Raw genomic sequence first — 25,643 nt, 5'->3', positions numbered from 1 at the left:
ACAACCCAAAGCGCAATGCCAATAGTGACGCTAAAATTCCTGCGCCAGCTACAACAATAGTTAAGAACTGGGTACGATGAAAATAAAAACAAGACTTTAAAACTATGTAATTGTGAGTAAAATCAATCGAACTTTTTAAACAGTGCAGTGCCTAAAGGGCGTTGCGCCAACCTAGGGCTGGGTTCCCCCACCATTTAGGTTGCTCTGTTTCATTTATGCCGGCAAGGATACGTACACTTATGGCAGTTGCTAAGTTTGCACAATTAAAAACCTACCTCGATAGCGAAATTATCGGCCAACCCCATTTGACTCAAGCATTATTAATTGCTGTTCTCGCTGATGGTCACTTATTGGTGGAAGGGCCACCTGGGCTTGCCAAAACGCGGGCTGTGAATGCGCTGGCCAAAGGGTTGGAGGGGAGTTTTCAACGCATTCAGTTCACCCCTGACCTACTGCCCTCAGATGTGACTGGAACCGATATCTATCGTCAGCAAACCAGCGAATTTGTATTTGAGCCAGGCCCGCTTTTCCATAACTTAGTGTTAGCCGACGAAATAAACCGGGCACCAGCAAAAGTGCAATCGGCATTATTAGAAGCCATGGCAGAGCGGCAAATTACCGTGGGTAAAAACACCTATCCGCTAGAGCAACTGTTTATGGTAATGGCGACGCAAAATCCGCTCGAACAGGAAGGCACCTACCCACTGCCCGAAGCTCAGCTTGACCGGTTCCTACTACACCTTAATATTGACTACCCCGATGCAGACTCCGAGCTCGCCATTTTACGGCTGACGCGCGGCGAAGCACTTGAGGGTGAACACGCCCGTATTGAGCCGCTCACCCAGGCGGATTTATTTGCTGCGCGCAAGGAAGTATTAGCCTTGCACTTAGCCGAGCCGTTGGAACAGTACCTAGTGCAACTCATTATGGCGACTCGTGATGGCAAGCAACTGGATGACCAGCTCGCTAGCTGGCTAGAGTATGGTGCCAGCCCCCGTGCCACCATAGCCCTTGACCGTGCTGCGCGAGCCCATGCTTGGCTAGAGGGTCGTGACTTTGTCAGCCCCGAAGATATTCAAGCGGTGTTCCACAACGTGCTGCGCCATCGCATCATTTTAAGTTATGAAGCGCAAGCCGATGGCATCACCAAAGACCAAGTGTTGCAGCACATTCTCGAGCGAGTGGCTGTGCCCTAATGAACAATCAGGCCCCCACTCACTCAGTGGCGTACTGGCTTGAAAAGCTGCACAGCAATGGTCATAGCCTGTCACTGAAAGAGCTGACATATTATAAAAGCAAAACCCAGCTGCTGGATTTGGCGGTTCAAAAGCGTTTACGCAGCCCGCTAAGTGGTCAGTATCTGGCCCCGCATAAAGGCCGTGGTATGGAGTTTGCTGAGGTGCGCCATTACCAGCAAGGCGATGATGTGCGCAGTATCGACTGGCGCGTCACCGCTCGTACTGGCGAAGCGCACACCAAGCTTTTTCAAGAGGAAAAAGAACGCCCTATGTTGCTAATGGTCGATCTTAGCTCGTCGATGCAGTTTGGCTCACAGTTTGTATTCAAATCGGTGCAAGCCGCTCATGTGGCTGCGCTGGTGGCTTGGTCGGCGTGTAAACGCGGCGATAAACTTGGCGCCTTGGTATTTAACGAACAGCAGCACCATGAGTTTCGCCCACAAAGCCGTGATAAAGCGGTATTGAGGGTACTTCATGCAATGCAAGACATGCAGCATGCAGACATTGGCGAGCAAGTACACGCGGGGAACCTGCTCAGCCAGTTGCAACGCATGAACCAATTAGCCAAGCCAGGCAGTGTGGTGTATTTGCTCAGTGACTTTGTTGAGCTCAACGATGAATACGGCGATGCTATAGAGCGTCAACTGCAGCACCTGGCACGCCATTGTGAAGTGGTGGCCGGTGTCATTAGCGACCCGTTCGAGCGCCAACTGCCACAATTCAATGACACCATCAACGTTGACACCGGCCGGGGTAAAATAAGTTTGGCCCTGGATGATGCCCAATTTCGCCGCCGCTATCATCGCCAAGCACAGCAATTTGACTCGCAGCGCCTACAGCGTTTATCTCGCCATTGCCACTCACTGGTGGAGATTTCCGCTGCCAGTGCCCTTGAGCAACAATTTTCGCTTCGGAGTGCATAAATGCAAGGCAATCCCCTTTCTCAATTAGACGATGTCATGGTCCCTGAGCAGGTAAGTGCTTGGCCGCCAGGCCCCGCCTGGTGGGTTATCGCTGCTGTGCTGTTGATTGCTGCGGTATTGGCGCTGGCCCTGTATGTGCGTCAACGCCGCCATAACCGCGCCAAACGCGAAGCACTGCGCTTGGCGCAGAGCCAAGATGCCGCCCGTTTGCATCAACTGCTCAAACGGTTAGGCAAACATTACTATGGTACGCGTGTAGCGGCGCTCAGTGCCGAGCGCTGGAGCCAAGTATTGACTCTATTAAGTGATATTGATTTTAACGCCCGGGAGTTGCAGCAGTTATATCAGCCTAGAGCGGTAAGCGATGAGCTAAAAAACAAGCTGCACCAAGCCATAAAGCAATTTAAAACCAAGGAGCGCATCGATGTTTGAATTTGCTTGGTCCTGGGCTTTTGCCCTGCTGCCTTTGCCTTGGCTTATTGCGCTCATCGCTGGCAAACAAAAACACCATAGCACCTTGATGCTGCGCATTCACGCATTGGCACACATGGGAATGACCAATACCAAGGTCACGCCCAGCCGCAAGTGGCCACACTGGTTACTCGCAATTGTCTGGGCGCTTGTTGTAGCCAGCGCTGCCAATCCGGTGTTTCGTGGTGAACCCATCACCCTCTCAGAGCCAGGCCGTGACATTATGCTGGCGGTGGACTTATCTGGGTCAATGCGTGAGCAAGATATGGCTTATCAAGGGCGATTCGTCGACCGCCTTAGTGTCGTTAAAGCGGTGCTCAGTGAGTTTATTAGCCAACGCCGTGGCGATCAGCTGGGGCTTATTTTATTTGCCGACACCGCGTTTTTACAAACGCCACTAACACGCGACGTTGACACTGTGGCGCAAATGCTCGAAGAATCACAAATTGGTTTAGTAGGACGTGCCACCGCCATTGGTGATGCCCTTGGGCTGTCGGTGAAGCGCTTTAATGAAAAGTCACAATCAAACAAGGTAGTGATCTTACTCACCGATGGCCAAAACACCGCTGGTAACCTGAAACCCGAAGAGGCGCTTATTTTGGCCAAAGACGCCGGCGTCAAAGTCTATACCGTGGGTGTGGGCGCAGATGGCCGCAACCAAGGCGGGTTGTTCTCTATGCTTGGCAGCTCTGGGGCCATGCTCGACGAATCGCTGCTAAAAACCATTGCAGAGCAGACCGGCGGTCAGTATTTTCGCGCCACAGACACCCAAAGTTTGGCCAATATTTATAAAGAATTGGATGCGCTCGAGCCACAAGCTGAGCAAGAGCAAACATTCCGCCCAGTGGATGCCTTGTTTTACCTGCCCCTAAGCGGCGCTTTATTGATGTTATTTTTGGCTGCTTTATGGCGACAACTGAAGCAGCAAGCTGTAGTAGGTGATGCATGACCGAGTTTACGTTTATTCGCCCCGATGCATTGTGGTTGCTGATAGTGGTGGCTTTGTACATGCTCTGGCGGCTCACTGGGAGCAAACGCCAACCTAGCAATAGCCAACTTATTGCTCCGCACTTGGCAACACAGGTCCTGAGTCAAGGCCAGCAAAAGCGAGCACCTAGTCATGTATTAAGTACTTTGCTTATGGCCTTGATGGTAGTGGCGATTGCCGGCCCAAGCTTTAGCAAAAAAGAGGTGCCAGTCTATCAAAGCAAAATGGCCCGGGTGTTAGTCATGGATATGTCGCGCTCAATGTATAGCACCGATATCGCCCCAAGCCGACTGCAACAAGCACGCTATAAAGCTCTGGATATGGTGGATTTGTTCACCGAAGGAGAAACTGCGCTGGTTGCTTACGCCAATGATGCCTATACAATTTCGCCCTTAACCTCAGATAGTCAGACGTTGACCAATCTGATTCCCAGTCTCAGCCCAGATATTATGCCCGGACAAGGCAGTAATGTGCTTGCTGGTCTGACACAGGCACAAGAGTTACTCAGCCAAGCAGGCTATGCACGTGGCGATGTGATCTTACTGAGCGATGGCATAGATGCCGATGAAGAAGCGGATGTCCGTGATTGGCTCGCCAGTCATGACTATCGCTTACATATTTATGCCATAGGTACTGCCGAGGGTGCCCCGATTAACTTGCCAGATGGGGGTTTTCTTAAAGATCAGTACGGGCAAATCGTTATCCCTACCACCGACTTTTCACGTCTCCAGCGCTTGGCCCAAGCCGGCAACGGAAAGTTATTACGCTATCAAGCAAGTGCGGCAAACCCCTCGGTACTGCAGAGCACCAAGCAACAGCAGCAAGAATTGCAACAGGACAATAAACAGACCTTATGGCGCATTGATGCCGGCATCTATTTAACCCTGCTAATCGTGCCGTTAATGTTATGGCTAATGGGCCGTCGCGCTTTAGTTCTGTGCGCCTTTATGGTGCTACTGCCACAACCTAAGGCCTATGCGGCGCAGTGGCAGAGCTGGTTTAACAACGAACAGCAAAACGCCCTATCCGCTTATCAGCACGAGGCCTATGATCAGGCCAGCCAAACTGAAAACCCGCTGATAGCCGGAGCAGCAAAATATCAACAACAGGATTACCAAGGCGCTCTTGATGCCTTTGCTTCAGACAATTCAGCGCAAGGGCTGTACAACCAAGGCAACGCCCTGGCGCAATTAGGGCAACTTGATGAGGCAATTGAGCGTTATCAGCAAGCGCTGGAAAAAAATCCTGAGCTCGAATCGGCTGCACGGAACAAAGCATTAGTGGAACAAATGCGCCAACAACAGCAACAGGAATCACAACAAGGAAATAACGAGCAAGACTCCTCACAAAATAAGCAGCAAACAGAGCAAGACAACGATAATCAGCAGCAAGGTGAGCAACAACAGTCACAACAAGGGCAACAACAAAGCGCCGGTCAGCGTAACGACGCAAACAACAATGACCCGCAAAACAGTGCCCAAGCAAACGATGAATCGAGTGGGCAACAACCCACCGAGTCTGAGTCTAAACAAAGCGACAGTGAACAGTCGCAGCAACAGCAGCAACGCCAAAATGGCGAGCACCAACAAGGCGATAAAGCGCAAAGTGCTGAACAACAGCAACAAGCTCAGCAAATGCAGCAACAGCAAGGTGATCAGCAGGGCACAGAGCAACAACTGGCGGCACAAGCCAGTGAGCTGACGCCTGAGGAGCGCGAGCGCGCCCAGCAGTTGAATCAGTTATTGCGCAAGATCCCTGACGATCCGGAAATTCTGCTGCGCAATAAAATGCAACTTGAATCAAGAAAAAGACAACGTTATCGCCGCTTACCACAAGGAGTTGAAAAATCATGGTAAGAACCGCCTTCTTCATCGCACTCACGTGCTTAGCCATGCCCGTTTTGGCGCTCACTAAGCTTACCGCCAGTGTCGATAAAAACCCTGTGCTTGCCGGTGAGTATTTCGCTATAACCATCAAAGCCGATGATACGGTCAACAACAGCCAACCCGATACTCAAGCGCTGCTTGATGACTTTGTGGTTGGCCCTATGTCTCGTAGTAACCAAACACGTATTATCAATGGTGCCGTAAGCCGACAATCTACATGGCAAATCGAGCTGATGGCACGTGAAGCGGGTAATTATGAAATCCCGGCGTTTACTATTAATGGCGTGAGCTCAGAGCCATTCACTCTAAAAGTGGTTAACAACGCCAACAGCAGTCTTGACGATAGCACCGCCTTTATTAAAACCGAGCTCACCCCGCAGTCACTGTATGTGCAGCAAGCCGGGGTTTATACCGTTAAACTTTACTTAGGTGTTGATTTAATTGATGGTTCACTGGCCGCGCCGAGTATGGAAAACGCCAATATTACGCAAATGGGCAAGCAGCGAGAGAGCCAAGAAGTCATTGATGGGCGGCGCTACCTAGTGATCCAACGCGACTACTTAGTACAACCACAAAAAAGTGGCACCTTTGAGTTACAAGCGCCACGCTTAAATGGCAAAGTGCGTAAAAACTACCGTGCTATGGCAGTCAGTGCCAGTGCCACAAATACATTGGTTGATGTGAAGCCCATGCCCGAAGGCATTAATGGCACATGGTTGCCAAGTGAGTTGGTGGATTTAAGTGAACAGTGGCAAGGCGCTGATGAACAAGTGCAGGTGGGCACCCCCATCACTCGAACGCTGACACTGACGGCTTTGAATACCACCAAAGAGCAACTGCCGGATTTAACCAGCCCAGACCTTGAAAACGTGCGCAGCTACCCCGATCAATCCGAGCGCACGCATCTTATTCGCGATGGTCGTATTATTGCTCAAACCACCACATCCATTGCCTATGTGCCACAACAGCCTGGCACCTATACGCTACCAGCAATCGAGGTGCCTTGGTTTAATACCGTTACAGGACGCGCGCAGATAGCCAAAGTAGCAGAAAAAACCATTACCGTGGTCGGCCAGGCCAGCACCACGGCCGCCCCCTCCCCTAGTGATGCTCCGCAAACCACCGCAACTAACGATGTTAGCGCGCCACCCACGCACTCTGATGTAAGCTTGCTATGGGCGATACCAGGTTATGTGCTGTGGCTACTGACTATGGCAGCGTGGTGGTGGCAACGTCAACGTATTCAGCCTTTAGCACCAACCAGCACCAAACCGCAGCCTAAAACAGCAAAGGGTAATTTGCAGGCTGTGCAGCGCGCGCTTAAAGCGCAAAACCCGCAGGAGCTCTATCGCGCCCTAGATGCGCATGCCAAAGCGAACAAAAGCTCACTTCACCAATGGCAAAGCCATTGGCCTGAAAATGCCCGCCAAGAACTTACCAAGTTGCGCCAGCAACTCTATAGCCATGACGAGAGAGTGGTTGACTACTCTTTGATTGCGCAAGGTATTAACACACCCGTGAGCATGCAGCAAAAGCAACAAACTGAACTAGACTCCTTGTATTAAGGCATTAGTTCGCTTCACTGCGAGTGGCAACTGCAAATCACTGCAACTGTCTTTAAGCGCCTGCTCTGCAGGCGCTTAATATTGCCTTGAGCAAATAAATTTCCCGTTAAGTGAAATGTTTTATTGCTGTCGGAGGTCTTAATGGGCATGGCAGATAAACAAAAGCGCTATGAGGCGCTGGTGCAGGTATACCACAAAGAGCTCTATCGCTTTGCCTATTGGCTTTGCAAAGACCCTAGTGTGGCTGAAGACCTGGTCCAAGAAACTTTTTTACGAGCATGGCGTTCATTAGATTCATTAGTCGATCAGAACGCTGCTAAGTCGTGGCTGTTTACTATTTTGCGACGAGAAAATGCTCGCCGCTTTGAACGCAAGCAGTTTGATTACAGTGATGTCGAACAAGACACCCTCTGCGACGAACGCAGCACTTCTTTAGATGACGAAATGGAAATGACCGTTGTCCAACGACGCATTATGGAGCTTGCGCAAGAATACCGTGAACCGTTAATCCTACAAGTGATTGGTGGCTGCAGCGGCGATGAAATTGCGCAAATCCTCGGCTTAAACAAAAACACGGTTATGACGCGCTTATATCGAGCTAGAAATCAGCTAAAAAGCGCACTCACTCGAACCACTGAACCTATGAAAGGGGCTCCAAATGGATGAATTAGAATTTCGCCGGCGCCTTTTTGCTCATCCAAACACCAAAGACAAGGACGTGCTTGAGTTTGCAGAGCAAAGTCCTGAGCGCAAACAATTAGTTAATGAGTTAAAACAGCTTGATAAAGAGCTTGTTGAGGCGATGCAGGTACCTGTACCCGATAATTTGGCTGATAAAATTATTTTTAACCAAACCATGGGGGAGCAAAGCGATCAACGCTCGGGCAATAACCCCGCAGCGAAGCAGACTAAACCAAAAACGCCTTGGTATATCGCCATAGCTGCGTCTGTGGTTATCGCCTTTACTGGGGTGTTGTATCACCTGATGTCGCCAACGTTATCTATTGGTGAGCACGCCTTGGCACATGTTTATCATGAAATTGACGCACTGAGCGTAAATGAGGAAATAGCCTTGGATGAGGTCAATTTACGACTCTCTGAACTTGGCGGCCATCTGGATGAGTTACCTGGGGCTATCACCTACGCTCGTTACTGTAATTTCAAAGGGCAAAAAGGTTTGCACCTAGTTTTTCAATCGGATTTCGGCCCGATGACGGTATTTATCGTCCCCTCTGCGAACGATTATCTCGGTGATGTTCATTTTAATGATCAGCGCTTCGCTGGACGCGTTTCACACTTCCCTCAAGGAGACGCCATACTGGTGGCTATGGCGCAAGCGCCAGTGGATGAATACCAGGCACGGATAAACCAATCACTGCGTTGGAATTAGCGAACTAGGGTTGCTGTTACTAAATACCCTCAACGCTACTTAGGACAGCTCAAAGACACAAAAAAGGCCACCCGCTAAGGGTGGCCTTTTACTATCTCTAATTCTCAGGGATTAGCCTTCTTGCAGCTCTGCCTCAACCTTATCAAAGGTATCTGTCAGTGCTTCGCTGGGCTCTTTAGTCGCCAGCGATACTGCAACAATAGCGATACTCGCAAGAATAAAGCCTGGGACGATTTCATACATCCAGTCGCTTAGTGACTGGCCATCAATCTTAACAGGCGCGTAAATCCAGAATAGCACTGTAGCCGCACCAACAATCATACCTGCAAGCGCGCCTGGAAGGTTCATACGGCGCCAATACAAGCTAAATAATACTAGCGGACCGAACGCCGCACCAAAACCGGCCCAAGCGTTACTCACCAACGATAAAATCGAGCTATCGCGGTCATATGCAAGGTAGATGGCACACAGTGCAACCAGTAGCACGCTGATGCGACCCACGAGCACAAGCTCTTTTTCTGAGGCATCACGCTTGATGTAAATCTTGTAGAAGTCTTCTGTCAGCGAGCTGGAACTCACTAATAGCTGCGAGGAAATGGTACTCATGATAGCCGCTAAGATAGCTGCTAATAAGAATCCGGCCACCAGTGGGTGGAATAGCAATTGAGATAAAATGAGGAAAATGGTTTCCGCATCTTCAACGGTAATACCTTTCTCATAGCTATAAGCAGCACCGCATAAACCTGTTGCCACTGCACCTACCGCAGCAACAATCATCCACGACATACCAATACGGCGCATAACGCGAATATCTTTCAAACCACGAACTGACATAAAGCGTACGATGATATGGGGCTGACCGAAGTAACCCAGACCCCACGCCATAGCCGAAATAATTCCTAGTACTGAGCCGGTCCCCACCCACTCAAGCATATCCGGATTTACCTGTTCAAGCGTGGCAGGTAGAGGCTGCTCAAGTAAGGTATAGGTAACAAAAGGCACGATAATGAGCGCTAAGAACATAATGCAGCCTTGCACAAAGTCAGTTAGGCTCACAGCTAAAAAGCCGCCAAATAAGGTATACAATACGACCACGCCGGTGGTCACATATAAGCCCATTTCATAGGATAAACCGAACGAGCTTTCAAACAGCTTACCGCCAGCGACAACGCCTGAAGAGGTATATAAGGTGAAAAACACGATGATCACCACCGCCGACACCACGCGCAGCGCGTTTTTGGAATCGTTAAAACGGTTAGCAAAGTAATCAGGAATGGTTATCGCATCATTGGCCCGCTCGGTATACACACGTAAGCGCGGCGCCACTAATAGGTAGTTAGCCCAAGCACCGATCACCAATCCTATAGCAATCCAGGTAGCACTAAAGCCAGTTAAGAACATAGCGCCAGGCAAGCCCATCAATATCCAACCGCTCATGTCAGAAGCACCTGCAGAAAGCGCTGCTACACTGGGTCTAAGATTACGCCCACCTAACATGTACCCTGATACATCATCCGTTGATTTCTTGTATGCATACAGACCGATGCCGAGCATAACGATGAAATACAGAGCAAGAGAAATTATCGTACCTACTTCCAATTTAGCCTCCAACTTAGCGCTGAGCTTCACCCCAAAAGCCGCACGAAGCACAGATTGGGCGAAGAATGTTGTTATTATTACTTAGGCGCGTTGACCTTTGCTGCCTGTTTTTGCAGCAAAGGTCAGCATACCCTAACGACGTTGCAGTGTATTTTTATCACAACGTACGCTCACACCACTATAGCATGGCCCTGACCCGCAACTCCAATTAGTGCGATATCCATACTTATGTATTAAATATTTGATACATATGATGGTTTCAACGTCACATTTGCGCACTTAGCTCACAAAAAAGTATAATTATTAATGAAAACAACCTAGATTTTTCATATATTGTTAAGCAATTAGCAACGTATTTTTGGAAGTGCCAATAAATGAATTTTTACGCTGCGCGTCAGCCCATTCTGGATAGAGAGAAAACACTGGTCGGCTACGAACTGTTGTTCCGCGATGGCTTAGCCAATGTGTTCCCACAAATTAATGGTGATGAAGCCACCTCTAAGCTTATCGAAGGAAGTCAGTTTACCTTTGGCCTTGAAGAGCTAACCGACAATAAGCCGGCTTATATCAACTTTACTTTGGAAACACTCAGTAAAGGGTATGCCACCATGATGGGCACTGACGAAATTGTCGTTGAAATACTCGAGACCGTGCAACCTGGCAAACGTCTGCTAGCCCTGGTACAAGACCTTAAAGAGCAAGGCTATACCATTGCCCTTGATGACTATAAGCATCAAAACGTCTGGCGTCACTTCTTCCCTTTTATCGATATTATTAAAATCGACTACCTAGAAAACAGCGAACAAGAAATACAAGAAGTGGTCGCGGCGATTAAAGGCTTCCCTAATATCAAGCTGTTGGCTGAGAAGGTAGAAACTTATGAGCAGTACCAGCACGCGCTCGACCTTGGTTTTAGCTACTTCCAAGGCTTCTTCTTCTCTAAGCCTGAGATGGTACAAAGTAAGGCATTGCCGCCCTCGGAGTTGACGCTTGCCGAGTTGCTATACGAAACATCAACCAGTGAAATGGATTTGGAAAAAGTCACTAAGGTGTTTGAACGCGACGTTAACCTCTCTTACAAGTTGTTGCGCTATTCCAATTCCGCCATGTTTAAACGCCGCGCTGAAGTATCCACCATTAAGCAAGCGCTCGTAGTGCTCGGTGCCAAAGAGATTAAAAAGTTTTTATCGCTGCTGTTCACCGCGCAACTGTCTTCAGACAAACCTGCCGAACTGATGCGTTTATCCCTTACCCGCGCCCGTTTTGCCGAGGTATTAGCAGAGCAGCACCAAAATGCAGGTGATCCAGGACGTGCATTCTTAACCGGCATGATGTCTCTATTAGACGCGATTTTAGACCAAGATATGGCAGCGGTTGTTGAACGTTTGCCTTTGGCCAATGATATAAAAGCAGCGCTGCGCGACAACGAAGGCGTACTTGCGGGCTATATCACCTTGGTAAAATATTATGAGCACGCCCAGTGGCAACAAGCTAACGCAACAGTAGAAGAAATGAAACTGGATGCCAACAAAGTGCCTGATGCCTATCACGAGGCAATTCATTGGGCCAACGAGCAAATGCAAGCCATAATGTAATAATTGAAAAAGCCGGCAAATTGCCGGCTTTTTTATTATTCGCTGTTCGCGCTAATCGACTAGAGATTCTCCAAAAAGTCATCATCGTAGTCTTGCGCTTCAGGCTCTTCCTCTATAGGCGGATTACCGTCATGTAGCTCATACAACTGGCGCTGGTAGTATATATCTTTCATAAAGGTATAAGGGTCCAGCGATTCATTTAGCAAGCTCTCTTGGGGGATCAATGAAGCTCGCGCCTCCACGGCCTTCAAAGCAAACACTAAAATAGTTTGCGGTGTGGTCAGAGCGATTTCAGGCAATACCACATTATCCACAATATCGCCGGTTACGTTACGTGCGGTGCTCGGCCCCATTCCTGGGATCATCACATACGCTCCATCACCTACTCCCCAAACCCCTAAGGTTTGACCAAAGTCCTCATCAACATACTCCAATCCAAGGGATGAAGCCACGTCAAATAATCCCCCTATACCTACTGTGGTGTTGACTAAAAAGCGCGCAATGCTTATGCCGGTGTGATCCGCTTTACCTTGCAGTGCTGCGTTAATGGCGTCGGTCGGCGCGCTGATATTGTCGGTAAAGTTCACCACCGAACGACGAACAGGCGCTGGCGTTACTTCCACATAACCCACTGCAACTGGACGCAAAATGTAAGCATCCAACACATCCATATTAAAGTCATACAATGGTCGGTTCAGGCTTTGTAGCGGATCGCGCGGATCCTCTTTTTCTGGAGGAACCTGGGCACAGGCACTGAGTACTAACGCTACAAGCGTTATAAAAGTCTTCTTTAACATGTCACTTCCTACTGAATCAAAGTGTCGATAAGCACGTCCACTTGCTTCTGTTGCTGCTGGTCAATCACACCAGACTGCCCTTGTAATTCGCCGCTGGCAATGGCGACATCACCATCTTTGGAGATACGAGCGATGATTTGCACTTGCTCAAATTGAGCCAGTGTTAATTCCGCCATCATCGCATCCGCTTGCGATAATGTCACCGTCATTGGCAATGAAAATTCAGAAAAACGCTTTACTGCCAGAGGCATAGGTGGCCCGGAAGCAGCTTTAGCATAGACAAACAAAATCGCTTGATGGGGGATGCGGTCTTTAACTTTATCGGCCAGCGCGACAGCAACCGTTATTTCCTCGCCGGAGCTTTGCTGCGACTGGCTAATGCGTTGCTCGATTTCATCGATGCGCTGCGCCACCATGGCATAACGCGGATCGTCTTGACGCATGGACGATAAAATAAGCTCAAAGGCACTTTTTGCTTCAAGCCAATCTTGGCGCTCGTAGGCTATTAGCGCCAACATGGAAATCGCATCCATGTTTTGTGGCTGCTGCTGCAACACTTGCGAGAGTAACTTTGCTGCCTGCGTCATACTGCTGTCGTTACCCCGTACCAACAGCGCTTGTGCGTAGCCGACTTTAGCGCCTAAGTTGTCTGGGTCCATGGCCAATACTTTATCAAAAGCTTGAGTGGCCATTTCAAACTCGTCCAGAGTCATAGCAACGCGTCCTAACATCAGCCAGGCAACGGCATCATCGCCATCTTGTGCCAAGCGGGTGCGAAGCCCGAGTAATAACGCTTGTCGCTCGTTGGCCGACAATGGTTCACCTTTGCCCATCACCGCACGCTCACCTAACTCAGGCAGTTGTTCAATAGCCTGCTCCCAGCTCTTTAGCTGCTGATAACTGCCAGTAAAGTAGTAAAACACGCCACTGAGGACCACCACAAAGAGCACCCCTGTTAGCGCCAAAATACGGTTATTACCTCGGCCATGTAGCTGTTGTTCAGGTGATAAATCATTCAACAAACGACGCTTCAGCTCAACCATGGACTCGTCAAAACTGCTTTGTGAGATGCGCTCCATGGCGAGTTCGTCTGCAAGCTCTTGCTGACGTTGATTGAAGATGTCGATACGCTGCGCATTAACTCCTGAATTACTCTGTGCCTGAAAACGTCGAAAAAACGGCCAGCAGACAAACACTAAAGCAATAATAATCAGGGCAGCAAAGCCCCCCCACATAGTAAGCATTACGCTGACTCCTTACGCTGATATTGCTTGATAAGTTGCTGCAGTTTTTGCTCATCGGCCGCTGACCAACTTGCTTTTTGCGCCGCTTTCTTTTGCCGTAAAACAATAAAAGCTAAGCCTGCAATAACGATCAGCCCTGGCAAGATCCATAATAAGATGGTCGCTGGAGTGACTGGCGGCTGATAGTGCACAAAGTAGCCGTAACGATCGATCATATAATCAATCACTTGGTCTTTATTTTGACCCTCTTTAACGAGCTCTTCGACTTTATCGCGTAAATCTTTGGCCACCACGGCATCAGAGTCAGCGATGTTTTGATTCTGACACTTTGGACAGCGTAGCTCTTTGGTTAGCTCTGAAAACAGCTGCGCTTGGTCGTCATTAGCAAAATCGTACTTTTCCTCCACAGCAAGTGCTGGCAGCGCCAACATCAGTACTATGGCTAATAGTAAATATCTCATTGCGCCTCCTGCATTAAGGGTGCGAACTTAGCGCGCCACACACGTTGGTTAATGTCGCCGGTATGATGCACAAGCACTTTCCCCTCGCTATTAATTAGGAAGGTTTCGGGCGCACCTGAAACGCCTAAATCAAGAAGAAATTGGCGATCTAGATCAAGCATGTTGAATTGATATGGGTCGCCTGCACGGGCCAACATATCACGCACTTCTTGCTGCAAAGCAGCGAGGTTAAATTGACCGTCAAAATCAGGATCGTAGCCTTGTTCATAATACAAACCAACAATACTAACTCCCTGCTCGCGTAACTCGGTCAAATAACCCAGCTCTGCCAAGCAGGTAGGACACCAAGTGCCCCAAACGTTGAGTAAATAGGTTTGCCCTTGCAGGTCAGCATTGGTCCAGCGTTTATCTGGATCCATGAGATCAGGCAAGTCAAAGGCCGGCAAAGGCTGATTCACGCGACCGCTTTGTAATTCGCGCGGATCCGAAAAAAGGCCTTTAAGTAAAAAACCGCATAACAGCACGAAAACTAATAACGGCGTAATCACTATCCACTTTTTACTCATGACTGACCTTCCTTACGCACGCGACGGCGATAGCGTCTATCGAACAACACAACAAACCCAGCTAAGGAGATTAATATCCCACCTAGCCACATTACCCGCACATAAGGTTTATGGTACAAGCGTAAAGACCACGCGTTACCGCTTAATTGCTCACCAAGGGCCAGGTATAAATCGCGGGTAAAACCTGGGTCAACCGCAGCCTCGGTCATAAACTGCATGCCGATGTCATAGCGGCGTTTTTCTGCATGTAATACGGCTTCCACTTCATCGCCATCAAACACAGTGACAACGCCAGCGTGACCACTGTAATTGGGGCCGCGAATGGCTTTAACACCATCAAAACGGAATTCATAGCCACCTAAGGCAACTTGCTCACCGGGCTCAACGCGCACGTCTCGTTCGGTGGAATAAGCCGATGTTAGGGTGACCGAGATCACGACTAAGGCAAGACCGACATGGCCAAGCAGCATCGCCCAATAGCTCAAACCGAGGCGCTTAATGCCAGTGGCCACACTGTTGGCTTGTGACACTTTTAATAACAGGTCTTGGGCGCTCATGATTAACACCCACACTCCAAGGCCGGTGGCCAGTAGCGTCAAGGCACTGACGCTATCGAAGCTACTATACAGCCACACCGGTGTCGCGATCAGTGTCAGGACTAGCCCAAGGCCATACTTACGTGCCACTTGGCTAAACTTATTCTGCTTCCAGCGTAGCAGTGGTGCGGCGCCTAATAACAAGGCAAAAGGCACGATTAAATAACTGAACATCTGATTGAAGAACGGTTCACCAATGGAAATAGACCCAAGGCCGAGCTCCTTGTGCACCATAGGCAGCAACGTGCCAAGCAGGACAATAAGGGTTGCCACCACCAATAAAATATTATTTAGCCACAGTGCCACTTCACGGGAGAAAAGGCTGTAACGTCCCTCACTTTGTACCTGCCCTGCACGCAGAGCATACAACAACAAGCCGCCACCGACGACGATGGCTAAAAACGCCAAAATAAACATACCGCGATCTGGGTCTGACGCGAACGCGTGCACCGAGACGATGATCCCTGAACGTACGATAAAGGTACCTAGTAAACTCAGCGAGAACGCTGCGATGGCCAATAGCACAGTCCATGACTTAAAGATGCCACGTTTTTCCGTGGTCGCCAAAGAGTGCAATAATGCGGTGGCCACCAGCCACGGCATCAGTGAGGCGTTTTCTACTGGATCCCAGAACCACCAGCCCCCCCAGCCAAGTTCAGCATAAGCCCACCAGCTACCGATAGTGATACCGAGGGTCAAAAAGCCCCAGGCAGCCATCGTCCAAGGACGAGACCACTTGGCCCACAAATTATCTAGTTGACCGGTCAACAGTGCGGCAATGGCAAATGAGAAGGAGACAGATAAACCCACATAGCCCATATACAGCAATGGCGGGTGAATAATCATGCCAGGGTCTTGCAGCAAAGGATTAAGATCGCGCCCTTCTACTGGAAAGTAAGGTAATAAGCGTTCAAACGGGCTCGACATCAATAAGGTATAAAGCATAAAGCCAACCGCTAAAAACCCAAGTACGCCGAGCACCCGGGCGCGCAGCGGCCATGGCAACGATTTAGACATCAGCGCCACTGCGGCTGTCCACCCCGCTTGCATGACCAGCCATAATAAAATAGCGCCTTCATGGCCACCCCAAGTCGAGGTTATTTTGTAATACCAAGGTAGCGTGCTACTGGAGTGGTAAGCAACGTAGGCGACGGTAAAGTCATCGGTGACACTGGCGTAAATAAGAGCCGCAAAAGAGAGCAGAACAAAAATGAATTGGCCCACAGCCAAAGAAGGAGCTGCACGCATTAACCTGAGATTACCGGTATGCGCGCCCCACAAAGGAAATATAAACAACAGTACACACAGCACCATTGCTAAGGTTAGGGAAAAGTACCCGAGCTCTGGAATCATAATTTAGTTGCCGTAATTGCTATTGTATTTAGGTTTCTCGTGTTTGATGCCCTTCACCGCTTCTGCCACTTCCTCTGGCATGTACTCTTCATCGTGCTTGGCGAGTACCTCAAATGCCTCTACCACATCGCTCTGCACTAAGGTGCCCTGGGCTACGATGCCTTGGCCTTCACGAAATAAGTCCGGCAAGATGCCTTTGTAACGGATGGTGACCATAGGGCCACTGTCAATCAGTTTAAACTCTACAAATAGCGAGTTTTCGTCGCGCTTAACTGAGCCTGGCACTACCATGCCGCCAATCCGTAGTTTTTGGCCAATACTGGGTTTTTCCAAATCTTTACCCTTGCCTTCAATCAGCTCACTGGGGGTATAGAAAAGGTTAATGTTCTCTTGCAACGCATACAGAGTAAGCCCCACCGCCGATGATAAACCGAGCAATAAGGCAATAATGGTGATTAAGCGTTTTTTGCGTCTTGGGTTCATAGTGACGACTCCTGCTGCGAGCGTTTCGCCCTCTCAATACGTTGCTCTCGTGCGCTTTGAGCGGCAACCTGCTTGAGCACGTTACGTTTCTCTAATAGCGAGGTCACTAAAAGCGCAATCAAAATAAATGCACAGCTGCCGAAGGAAAGCCATACATAAAAGCCATACCCACCCATGGCGAGAAATTCAGAAAAACTATTAAACTCCATGTTTTGCTCCTTTGGCGAGTGCTCTCACCCACGGTCGATGTTGTTCACTTTTTAACAACTCCGTTTTCAAACGGATCAACGTTGCCCAGCCTAGAAAACCAGCAAAAGCGACAATATTAACCATTAACGGCCAAAACATACTTGGGTCGATGGCAGAGGTATCAAATTTAGTAATGGTTGAGCCCTGGTGCAGGGTATTCCACCACTCCACTGAGAAGTGAATAATGGGTAAGTTGACCACTCCGACAAGGGCTAAAATAGACGCTGCCTTGCCTCCGGCACGTTTGTCTTCAAAGGCATGGTACAAAGACAAGACCCCTAGGTATAAAAACAACAGGATGAGCTCTGAGGTTAAGCGCGCATCCCATACCCACCAAGTACCCCACATAGGTTTACCCCACGCAGCGCCGGTCAATAATGCGATCACCGTCATTGCCGCACCCACGGGGGCTATAGCAATCACCGCCAGTTGGGCATTGCGAATTTGCCATACTAACGCGACGATGGCGGCAATGGCCATCGACGAATAAGCACCCATCGACCAAATAGCCGACGGTACATGAATGAAGATAATGCGATAGCTGTCTTTTTGTTGGTAATCGGCCGGCGCATAAGCCAACCCCCAAACCCAACCTAAGATCATGCATATCACGGTAACCACTGCAAAAAACGGCAACAGTGTGTTACACAGCGTGTAGGCCCGCTCGGCCTTGGCATAGGGATGTAACCACTTCCACATACTAGTTAATACTCACTTTCAATGCTGATGAAACGGCAATAGGCGCAAGCACGATGGCGACGGTAAGAAATGCACCTAAGATTGCGAGCTGACCGCCATAAGCCAACGACATGCTGGCTGTATCAATGGCGGAAGTCGCAAAAATCAATACGGGAATGTACAGCGGTAAGACCAACAAACTGAGTAACACTCCCCCTTTTTGCAAACCCACGGTTAACCCCGCGCCGATCGCCCCGATCAAGCTTAATAATGGAGTACCGATAAGCAACGTTAACAACGTTGCATTGAGGGCCTGCATTTCTAAATTCATTAGTAATGCGAACAGTGGCGTTAATAACACCATTGGCAAGCCTGTAATGGTCCAATGCGCTGCAATTTTTGCCGACACACTGAGCGACAAAGGGAATGGCGACAATAATAACTGCTCCAAAGTACCATCTAGGTAATCATCTCGGAACATTTTATCCAGACCCAACATCGTCGCTAGTAAAGCAGCGACCCAAATAATACCCGGCGCCATGCGTGCCAATAAGTTTGGCTCAGGACCCACGCCAAGTGGGAACAGTGTAATCACGATTAAGAAAAACAGCAGCGGATTAACAATATCGCTGCGCTGGCGAAAGACAAGACGCACATCTTTTTTATATACGCTGGCCCAAACTCGCCAGTAGGAGTGCTGCTGAATCATTAAATGCGATACTCCAACTGCAACTTACTGAGGTGAGAAAAGTGCGCGGTCAAGTCTTGGTGACTGGTGAGTAAAATCGCCCCTTGTTGGGCTAAATGCTGAGCGAAACGCTGTTGCAATAATGCCACACCTTTTTTATCTACGGCAGTGAATGGCTCGTCTAAAAACCACAGTTTGGCATCATTGAGCCACAACCGAGCCAAGGCGACACGGCGCTGTTGGCCAGCTGATAATTGCCGCACCGGAACATCTTCTAGTCCTACTAAGCCAAGATTGCTCAGCACGTCATAAATATTGAGGTCGGTTTTCAGTCCGTGAGTATCAAGCCAGAACTGACAATTTTCCAATGCATTTAACTGTGTGTTTACACCTGTTTTATGGCCAATAAACAACACTTGTTGCGCATAGTTTTCGTAGTCACGGCGAATACACTTTTGCATAAAGCGTACTTGCCCTTGCATAGGCTCTGAAAAGCCCGCCAAAATGCGCAATAAAGAGGTTTTCCCAGCCCCATTAGGCCCCTCTAACTGCATGATCTCCCCAGCGTTTATTGAAAAGCTAAGGTCTTCAAACAGGCATCGCTCTTGCTTAATGCAAGTGACTGCGTCAACGTGTAACACGAACAGACATTCTCAGTGCTTAAAATTGGGCGATAGTCTACCATAATGCTATGCTAATGCGAAAAATTGCGGGCAAAACTTTGATCTTGTTTCGGGGGTAATATGTCGGGCCCATCTGCCCCTTTAATTCATCACACACAAACGCTGAGCATCGCTGGCGATACGCAGCAGGCTAGGACACTCACGCTGCCCACTGAGCAGCCCTTGGCGGTTAAAAATGTTCATATCAGCGCTGACAAAGCGACAATGCAAGTTCAGCTGCAAGGTCAATGGCGGACCCTCGAAGTTCCCTTGCAATCACCGCCAAAGGGGCCGCTACCATTGACTATTGAGCAAGGCACCGTGCAACTTAATGCTCAAGGACAACTGCAATTAACGCCCAGCAAAACCTCGCTACCGCTTAGCTCCGCTCAGGATATAATGCGTTTGCTTGGCGCAGCCTTAACCAATGGTCAGGGCCAAGTTGTGAGCCCAACGCGTTTGGCACTAACAGTGCAATTAACTGATAAAGCAGCGTTATCAATACCGGCGCTTAATGCCAGTTTGCATCTAAATAAATCCAGTGCCGAGATAATTAACGCTCAGCCATCGCCGACATCCTTGATCGTTCAGTTAGTGAAAGGAAAGATACAGGCCCACTTACCGCTTAGTGGAGGGAGCCAATTACCACTGCCGATGAGCCAACAAAAGCTCGTTGCCATGCTGCTAAAGACGCCGATGAACTTGCAGTTGCTACCACGTCCCGATGGTAAGCATGCTCAGCTCAACCTGGTCGGTGGCCAAGCGAATAAAGCCATATTGACCTTGCCGATAAACCGAAACCGTATCGGCTCAACTGCCAACTCAGGGCCTCACAACAAGCCTGGGGGTAGCGCCAACATCACCTGCGTTACAACTCAAACTGCAATTACCGCGTATCGACTTACACGTTGCCCGCCCACAAGTGATTGTGGGCACTCAAAGCACCGCCACGGCCTCCCCGGCAACACAGCAACTCGCTGATAGGCCGGTAATAGACAACAAAGCAAACACCTCGTTATGGCAGCATGCTAAGCAACAATTACAGTCTTGGCAGCAAGGGCGAAGTGCGCCAAGTATCAATTCACTCGCAAGTGCTCAGCAGTTATTACAAAGTACTGCAAAGCCACTGCTTAGTACGGTGCTATTTGATACGCCGAAAAAGCTTGAACCGGTGTCTCTCAGCGCCTTTAATGGCGCGGCAAGACACAACGCCATGGGGCAACCATTAAGCCCGGGCGTTGAGGTGAGCGCCTTGCTTAATACCCTTCGCAGTCAGTCGCCGCTATTAGCATTAACCGCACAGATGCAACACACGGTAAAAGCAACCTTGGTGTCTGGGGCTGCTACAGAAACGGTATCAGGGGCACAGCAAGTACTCTCCTTGCCTCTCAGTAAGGCGTTAATGGCACCACTAATAAAGCCTTATACAGCACAGCATAGCTTGACCCATCACCTTGCCAATCTAGACACTCTGGTGCAAAACGCGCCTAAAGAGCTACAGCAACTCGTCAATCAAGCTTTTAGTAAAATGGTTGGACCGCATACCCCGGCAGCCAACACAGTCAATCAGTTGCAAGCCCAATTGCAGCCTTGGTCACAGCCTGTTAGCCAATACCGTGCAAGCGTCACAGCTCAAATCGATACTCTTTTGCTATCACTGTTGGGCGCTCAGAGCCTGCAACAGCTGCCAAGCACGATGGCGACTCACAGCCAAAGCGCCTTGATGCCACTGATAAACCTACTTTTAGCTCAAACACCGCAAGCGCCAGCTTCTGCTGCTGAGCAAGTATTGCAACAGCTGCAAAGTGCGGGGGCGCAAGCATTAGGCGGCGATTTGGCAGCCATTAAACAAAGTATGACGCCACAGTCCAGCGCTCCACAATTAACAACGCAACAAGATTCTAACCCTTTGGTACAGCTGTTTTTACCTATGCGTTTGCCACCCGAGGCAGGACAAACGCAGCTAAGTATTGGTCGCTACAAAGAAAAGAGCCAACAAGGTAAAGGCGAAGACGTGTGGTTTGTGCGTATGCAATTTGACTACCCGAAATTGGGCGAGCTCAGTGTGCAGGCGCACTTGTGTAAGCAAACCCTCAATTGTGAACTTCGCGCCAGCTCTCAGGCTTTGCACCACCTTGCTAACGAACACAGTGAAACACTAAGACGCAAGCTGCAAAGTCACGGCCTCGGCGTTGCGCCCATTAAGGTTGAGCAGGTGAGTGAGCAACAAGTACAACAGTGGCGGCAGTTTTATCGCCGTCATAGTATCGTTAATTTAAAGGTGTAGTATGACAGCATCAACCCAACGCAGTGCCATTGGATTGCTCTACGAGCATGGCAGTGCACCAACCGTGTCGAGCAAAGGGTTTGGCGAGTTAGCCGAGCACATTATCGAAGCAGCGCAAGAACAAGGCATTTTAATTCACCAAGATGCTGATTTAGCGAAGACCTTAGAAAAGCTCGATCAAGGCCAAGAAATCCCCAAAGAGCTTTATTATGTGATTGCTGAGCTTATTGCCTTTTCCTATGTATTACGTGGTAAGTTTCCACCTGGATGGCAGAACTTTAGCAATAAGCTCAATGTGAAAGCTTAATTTTTCTGATGCAATGAGAACAGTAACTCAGCTTCTGCCCGAGGTAGCTCACATTCGCTCATGACTTCTTCCATGGGCGCACCTAGCTCAATCATTTTTACTGCTCGAGAGTAGATTCGTGCTTGCGGGTCTGCTTCACGAATAGTGTCTTGCTGTTGCGCCACTTCTTCGGTGCGCTGTTGAATTTGGCCAATACGGTTGCTCATATTTTCCAATGCTGTGCGCAACTCACTGACCTCCGCACGCAAAATTTGCGTTTGTGATGACGCCTGTTTTTCAGTGTCCATGTTTTGTCGCAGTGCCCGCATTTGCCGCGCTAATTGCGACGTACGTAACCACAACACTATTACTAAAACCGCCAGCAATAACACTATGCTAGCGGCTATCATATACAGCAGATTCGGGTCTTTCATTACTTAAATATTACTTAACTCGTCCCACTCTTCGTCACTGAGTAGTTTGTTTAGATCCACCAAAATCAGTAACTCACCGTCACGGTTTGAGACCCCTTGGATAAACTTAGCACTCTCTTCTGTGCCAATGTTGGGCGCACTGTCGATTTCAGAGCTGCGCAGGTACACCACCTCAGCGACCGAGTCGACCAAAATACCAATAACCTGCTTTTCCGCTTCGATAATCACAATACGAGAGTTGTCTGTGACTTCAGCGTCAACCAACCCAAAGCGTGAACGGGTATCAATCACGGTAACCACATTGCCTCGCAAGTTAATAATACCCAGGACATAACTGGGTGCACCGGGCACGGGCGCGATCTCGGTATAACGAAGTACTTCTTGTACCTGCATCACATTGATACCATAGGTTTCTTCCTCTAACCGGAAGGTGACCCATTGCAGTACCTCATCACTGCTGTCTACATCTTTCGCTGATACTATTCTTTCTTCGCTCATACTTAGCTCCATAACGCCGTCTGTCATGAATCGGCCTTGGTTACCAATTAGTTTGTGCCTGATTACTCAGCCTGACTGTCTAACCCTTGCTCTAAAAGCAGTTGCAGGTTATCCACATCAATTAAAGCACACATTTTTTCTTTTATAACCCCAGCAAGCCACGGACGCTTACCATGGCTTTGTCGCCACTTTACGTCTTCACTTTTCAAGGTTACGTTGTTGATCAAATTCTCAGCGGCTAATCCCCACTGAGATTCTCCAAGCATTATCACATACTTATAGTTTAATGCCTGTTCCAAGTTTTTGTCATATTTTTCTGGCATTACCCAGCGGGCGGTGTCCACAAGGCTGACTTTTTCATCGCGGTTTAACATCACCCCTTTAAACCAAGGTGGTTTCCCGAATAATTGGTTTACTTCACCAATCTGGTGAATACCACCGAGAGATTTCAGAGGCACTGCTAATAGCAAACCAGCCACGTCAAAAAACAGCGCCTGAAACTCGCCCTGCATATATTCTTCTCGCGCCGCCTGTGGCGCGCGCAGCTTAGTGCCTGAGGATGCAGGTTTTGCCTTATTAATTGCCCGAGCAATATCCTCAACGTGCGTGCTGGATTGCTGTTGCTGTTGCTGTTGCTGTTGCTGTTGCTGTTGCTGTTGCTGTTGCTGTTGCTGTTGCTGTTGCTGTTGCTGTTGCTGTTGCTGTTGCTGTTGCTGTTGCTGTTGCTGTTGCTGTTGCTGTTGCTGTTGCTGTTGCTGTTGCTGTTGCTGTTGCTCGCGAGCCTGTGCTTGCTGCTCTGCCTGCGCAAGTAACTTTTCAAGTGGCTCAAGTTTATTTGCCTGAGGGGATTCAGTGATGACCGGCTTAGCTACCCGCCTAGGCTCTGCTTCTTCTTTAAGTAGCGCGCTGAGGTACTCCTTCATCACCTTTTCATTAGGACCACTCATGCATCCACCTGCTTGTTTTGCAAATAGTCTAAGAGCGCACGGTAGGCTTGTACGCCTCGCGCCTTAGCACAGTGCTTACTAGGCACCTGCTGCGCAAGGCTGGCATCGCGAAACTTGGTATCAATGGGGATCACACCCGGCCAAACACTGTCATGATACGTAGCGCGCAGTTTTTTGTATGCATCCAAAGAGGCATTGGTGCGCTTATCATACATAGTCGCGACCACCGTGTATTGATAGCTATAGGTTTGTGCACTTTGCTGCATCAGCTCCATCGTGCGCATCATGCGATCTAGTCCTTTGAGCGCAAGAAACTCAGTTTGCACAGGTATGAGCACGCGCTCGCTTGCTGCCAACGCGTTCACCATTAACACCCCAAGTACCGGTGGGCAATCGAGAATGGCATAATCATAATGTTCGCTGATTTTCGCTAATACCTTTTTAAGTATTAACCCCATGCCGTTTTTATTACCCATGCTTCTATCAAGCGTGGCGATGGCCATGGTAGCCGGCAGAATATCAATATTTTCGACACCGGATGGACACAGCGATTGCAGTATTTCCTCACTCGCCATATTTTTACCGCGAGTGAAAACATCGTAAGCACTCACTTCGATGGCCTCTGAATCAATACCAAAATAGTAGGTAAGCGACGCGTGAGGGTCGGTATCAATTAATAAGACACGCTTTCCTTGTTCAGCCAATAGACCGCCTAAAGACACCGTTGTGGTGGTTTTACCCACCCCGCCTTTTTGGTTCGCGACCGTCCATACCTTCATTATTGCTGTTCCTCATTGCGCGTCGTAATACGAATACCGCCATGGGGTAGTTGTATTATTTTTATTGTATTGTCAGTGCTTGGCAGCTCTTGCTCCACTGCGGGCTCAACTGATTCAACGGCACTGTCTTGTTGCCGGGCCTCTTGCAGTGGCAAGGCAAACTTTGAAATTGCGATGACCACTTTACGATTTTGCGCCCGCCCTTGGGCAGTATCATTGTCAGCAAAAGGGGTGTACTGCCCATACCCTTCCAACGCCATTCGCGCAGGGTTTATGCCTAGGGTTTGCAACTCTTTGACTACGGCCGCTGCACGTGCCGCTGATAACTGCCAATTGGAGCGAAACATTTCGTTATTGATACTGCGGTCATCGGTATAGCCACGCACACGCAAGTAGTTGCGCATTGGCGAAATAATCTCAGCAATACGAGCCACCACTTGTTCGGCACGATTCGTCACCGTGGCGCTGGCGCTTGGAAAAAGCAGCCCCGAACTCATCTCAATAGTAAGCCAGTTCTCATTCAGTTGGAGCTGTGCATCACCTTGGCGAATTTCATTAAGCAAAGTGCCAGTTAACTTATCTAACAAAGTTTCTAAAGGCTCTCCGAGCTCTTTTTGCTCGATAAGACTCACGTCTGCTTGCTCTGGAATCAACTTTGAGCCACGAATAGGCTCTTTGACAATACTCTCACCTTCTAACACATTGTCATTGACGGGCAGTGGTTGTTGCAACACACCGTCCCCTGTGGATTGCTGCTGCTCAGTTAATATGGGTTGAGTCACTTGGGTAGCACGGTCAAAAAATTGCTCCAACGTCTGAGAAAAAATAGCAAACTCTTCGTCTTTTTTATTGATAGCAATCGCGTACATGACCACGAACAAGGCGAACATAATGGTCATATAGTCAGCGTAAGAAACGAGCCAACGGTGGGTGTGTTGCGACTCCTTTACATGACCTCGGCGGTGACGAATGCGCATCAT

28 protein-coding genes are annotated in these 25,643 nt (G+C 49.0%); 12 read left to right on the top strand and 16 right to left on the bottom strand.

Going from position 1 to position 25,643, the window contains the following annotated elements; genetic code table 11:
* The first annotated feature begins 239 nt into the window (after positions 1-239).
* From PRUTH_RS02215 to PRUTH_RS02180, 8 genes are all read left to right on the top strand, one after another.
* The gene (locus PRUTH_RS02215; RefSeq protein ID WP_022944752.1) at positions 240-1,196 is read left to right on the top strand and encodes an AAA family ATPase; all 957 of its coding nucleotides are present in this window, start codon (positions 240-242) and stop codon (positions 1,194-1,196) included.
* On the top strand, positions 1,196-2,161 hold the full coding sequence (locus PRUTH_RS02210; RefSeq protein WP_151172414.1) for a DUF58 domain-containing protein: 966 nt from the start codon (positions 1,196-1,198) through the stop codon (positions 2,159-2,161). Before PRUTH_RS02215 ends, PRUTH_RS02210 begins: the two co-directional genes overlap by 1 nt.
* Entirely contained in the window at positions 2,162-2,593 is a 432-nt protein-coding gene (locus PRUTH_RS02205) for a DUF4381 domain-containing protein (RefSeq protein ID WP_138509522.1), read from the top strand.
* Complete coding sequence (locus PRUTH_RS02200) at positions 2,586-3,581, top strand: vWA domain-containing protein (protein ID WP_151172413.1); 996 nt, start codon at positions 2,586-2,588, stop codon at positions 3,579-3,581. Before PRUTH_RS02205 ends, PRUTH_RS02200 begins: the two co-directional genes overlap by 8 nt.
* Positions 3,578-5,476, top strand: a complete 1,899-nt coding sequence (locus tag PRUTH_RS02195; protein ID WP_151172412.1) for a VWA domain-containing protein — start codon at positions 3,578-3,580, stop codon at positions 5,474-5,476. The genes PRUTH_RS02200 and PRUTH_RS02195 overlap by 4 nt, the downstream gene beginning before the upstream one ends.
* Complete coding sequence (locus tag PRUTH_RS02190; protein WP_151172411.1) at positions 5,470-7,071, top strand: BatD family protein; 1,602 nt, start codon at positions 5,470-5,472, stop codon at positions 7,069-7,071. The genes PRUTH_RS02195 and PRUTH_RS02190 overlap by 7 nt, the downstream gene beginning before the upstream one ends.
* Positions 7,072-7,212: 141 nt before the next feature.
* A complete protein-coding gene (locus PRUTH_RS02185) occupies positions 7,213-7,737 on the top strand; it encodes a sigma-70 family RNA polymerase sigma factor (RefSeq protein WP_257220993.1) in 525 nt (174 codons plus the stop codon).
* A complete protein-coding gene (locus PRUTH_RS02180; RefSeq protein WP_045979857.1) occupies positions 7,730-8,461 on the top strand; it encodes a DUF3379 family protein in 732 nt (243 codons plus the stop codon). Before PRUTH_RS02185 ends, PRUTH_RS02180 begins: the two co-directional genes overlap by 8 nt.
* A gap of 111 nt (positions 8,462-8,572) precedes the next feature.
* Here PRUTH_RS02180 and putP read toward each other — a convergent pair whose 3' ends face one another.
* Positions 8,573-10,060, bottom strand: a complete 1,488-nt coding sequence (gene putP, locus PRUTH_RS02175; protein WP_026111087.1) for a sodium/proline symporter PutP — start codon at positions 10,058-10,060, stop codon at positions 8,573-8,575.
* A gap of 374 nt (positions 10,061-10,434) precedes the next feature.
* On the opposite strand from putP, the gene PRUTH_RS02170 reads away from it, so the two are divergent.
* Positions 10,435-11,655 carry an EAL and HDOD domain-containing protein gene (locus PRUTH_RS02170; RefSeq protein WP_151172410.1) on the top strand — a complete coding sequence of 407 codons (1,221 nt, stop codon included), beginning with the start codon at positions 10,435-10,437 and terminating at the stop codon, positions 11,653-11,655.
* Between the two features lie 59 nt (positions 11,656-11,714).
* Here the strand turns inward: PRUTH_RS02170 and PRUTH_RS02165 are convergent, their stop codons facing one another.
* Genes PRUTH_RS02165 through ccmA form a run of 10 tightly spaced genes read right to left on the bottom strand, consistent with a single transcriptional unit; the run spans position 11,715 to position 19,411 of the window.
* Positions 11,715-12,452, bottom strand: coding sequence for an MlaA family lipoprotein (locus PRUTH_RS02165; protein WP_045979859.1), 738 nt, complete (start codon positions 12,450-12,452; stop codon positions 11,715-11,717).
* 8 nt (positions 12,453-12,460) lie between these two features.
* Positions 12,461-13,696, bottom strand: coding sequence for a c-type cytochrome biogenesis protein CcmI (gene ccmI / locus PRUTH_RS02160; RefSeq protein ID WP_151172409.1), 1,236 nt, complete (start codon positions 13,694-13,696; stop codon positions 12,461-12,463).
* On the bottom strand, positions 13,696-14,157 hold the full coding sequence (locus PRUTH_RS02155; RefSeq protein ID WP_022944764.1) for a cytochrome c-type biogenesis protein: 462 nt from the start codon (positions 14,155-14,157) through the stop codon (positions 13,696-13,698). Before PRUTH_RS02155 ends, ccmI begins: the two co-directional genes overlap by 1 nt.
* The gene (locus tag PRUTH_RS02150; RefSeq protein ID WP_045979862.1) at positions 14,154-14,723 is read right to left on the bottom strand and encodes a redoxin family protein; all 570 of its coding nucleotides are present in this window, start codon (positions 14,721-14,723) and stop codon (positions 14,154-14,156) included. The genes PRUTH_RS02155 and PRUTH_RS02150 overlap by 4 nt, the downstream gene beginning before the upstream one ends.
* Positions 14,720-16,672, bottom strand: coding sequence for a heme lyase CcmF/NrfE family subunit (locus PRUTH_RS02145; RefSeq protein WP_151172408.1), 1,953 nt, complete (start codon positions 16,670-16,672; stop codon positions 14,720-14,722). The genes PRUTH_RS02150 and PRUTH_RS02145 overlap by 4 nt, the downstream gene beginning before the upstream one ends.
* A 3-nt stretch (positions 16,673-16,675) precedes the next feature.
* A complete protein-coding gene (gene ccmE / locus PRUTH_RS02140; protein WP_045979864.1) occupies positions 16,676-17,155 on the bottom strand; it encodes a cytochrome c maturation protein CcmE in 480 nt (159 codons plus the stop codon).
* A complete protein-coding gene (ccmD, locus tag PRUTH_RS02135) occupies positions 17,152-17,364 on the bottom strand; it encodes a heme exporter protein CcmD (protein ID WP_022944768.1) in 213 nt (70 codons plus the stop codon). Before ccmD ends, ccmE begins: the two co-directional genes overlap by 4 nt.
* On the bottom strand, positions 17,354-18,103 hold the full coding sequence (locus tag PRUTH_RS02130; protein WP_151172407.1) for a heme ABC transporter permease: 750 nt from the start codon (positions 18,101-18,103) through the stop codon (positions 17,354-17,356). Before PRUTH_RS02130 ends, ccmD begins: the two co-directional genes overlap by 11 nt.
* A gap of 1 nt (position 18,104) precedes the next feature.
* The gene (gene ccmB / locus PRUTH_RS02125; RefSeq protein WP_151172406.1) at positions 18,105-18,791 is read right to left on the bottom strand and encodes a heme exporter protein CcmB; all 687 of its coding nucleotides are present in this window, start codon (positions 18,789-18,791) and stop codon (positions 18,105-18,107) included.
* Positions 18,791-19,411, bottom strand: coding sequence for a cytochrome c biogenesis heme-transporting ATPase CcmA (gene ccmA, locus PRUTH_RS02120; protein WP_081604405.1), 621 nt, complete (start codon positions 19,409-19,411; stop codon positions 18,791-18,793). The genes ccmB and ccmA overlap by 1 nt, the downstream gene beginning before the upstream one ends.
* 102 nt (positions 19,412-19,513) lie before the next feature.
* On the opposite strand from ccmA, the gene PRUTH_RS02115 reads away from it, so the two are divergent.
* Genes PRUTH_RS02115 through PRUTH_RS02105 form a run of 3 tightly spaced genes read left to right on the top strand, consistent with a single transcriptional unit; the run spans position 19,514 to position 22,026 of the window.
* Entirely contained in the window at positions 19,514-20,413 is a 900-nt protein-coding gene (locus PRUTH_RS02115) for a hypothetical protein (protein WP_151172405.1), read from the top strand.
* Positions 20,361-21,719, top strand: coding sequence for a flagellar hook-length control protein FliK (locus PRUTH_RS02110; RefSeq protein ID WP_151172404.1), 1,359 nt, complete (start codon positions 20,361-20,363; stop codon positions 21,717-21,719). Before PRUTH_RS02115 ends, PRUTH_RS02110 begins: the two co-directional genes overlap by 53 nt.
* A 1-nt stretch (position 21,720) precedes the next feature.
* Positions 21,721-22,026: an EscU/YscU/HrcU family type III secretion system export apparatus switch protein gene (locus tag PRUTH_RS02105; protein WP_022944773.1), complete on the top strand. Its 306-nt coding sequence runs from the start codon at positions 21,721-21,723 to the stop codon at positions 22,024-22,026.
* Here the strand turns inward: PRUTH_RS02105 and PRUTH_RS02100 are convergent.
* From PRUTH_RS02100 to PRUTH_RS02080, 5 genes are all read right to left on the bottom strand, one after another.
* Positions 22,023-22,439, bottom strand: a complete 417-nt coding sequence (locus PRUTH_RS02100) for a DUF2802 domain-containing protein (RefSeq protein WP_239385690.1) — start codon at positions 22,437-22,439, stop codon at positions 22,023-22,025. The genes PRUTH_RS02105 and PRUTH_RS02100 overlap by 4 nt on opposite strands.
* Positions 22,440-22,442: 3 nt before the next feature.
* Positions 22,443-22,937, bottom strand: coding sequence for a chemotaxis protein CheW (locus PRUTH_RS02095; RefSeq protein WP_022944775.1), 495 nt, complete (start codon positions 22,935-22,937; stop codon positions 22,443-22,445).
* 62 nt (positions 22,938-22,999) lie between these two features.
* Positions 23,000-23,884, bottom strand: coding sequence for a chemotaxis protein CheW (locus PRUTH_RS02090; RefSeq protein WP_179954351.1), 885 nt, complete (start codon positions 23,882-23,884; stop codon positions 23,000-23,002).
* Positions 23,881-24,663 carry a ParA family protein gene (locus tag PRUTH_RS02085; protein WP_022946899.1) on the bottom strand — a complete coding sequence of 261 codons (783 nt, stop codon included), beginning with the start codon at positions 24,661-24,663 and terminating at the stop codon, positions 23,881-23,883. The genes PRUTH_RS02090 and PRUTH_RS02085 overlap by 4 nt, the downstream gene beginning before the upstream one ends.
* Positions 24,663-25,643 (bottom strand): OmpA family protein, encoded by a 981-nt coding sequence (locus tag PRUTH_RS02080; protein ID WP_151172403.1) that lies wholly within the window; start codon positions 25,641-25,643, stop codon positions 24,663-24,665. The genes PRUTH_RS02085 and PRUTH_RS02080 overlap by 1 nt, the downstream gene beginning before the upstream one ends.

The sequence above is a fragment of the Pseudoalteromonas ruthenica genome (genome assembly GCF_008808095.1).
Taxonomy (GTDB): Bacteria; Pseudomonadota; Gammaproteobacteria; order Enterobacterales; family Alteromonadaceae; genus Pseudoalteromonas; species Pseudoalteromonas ruthenica.
This window is presented reverse-complemented; position numbering and strand designations above follow the sequence as displayed.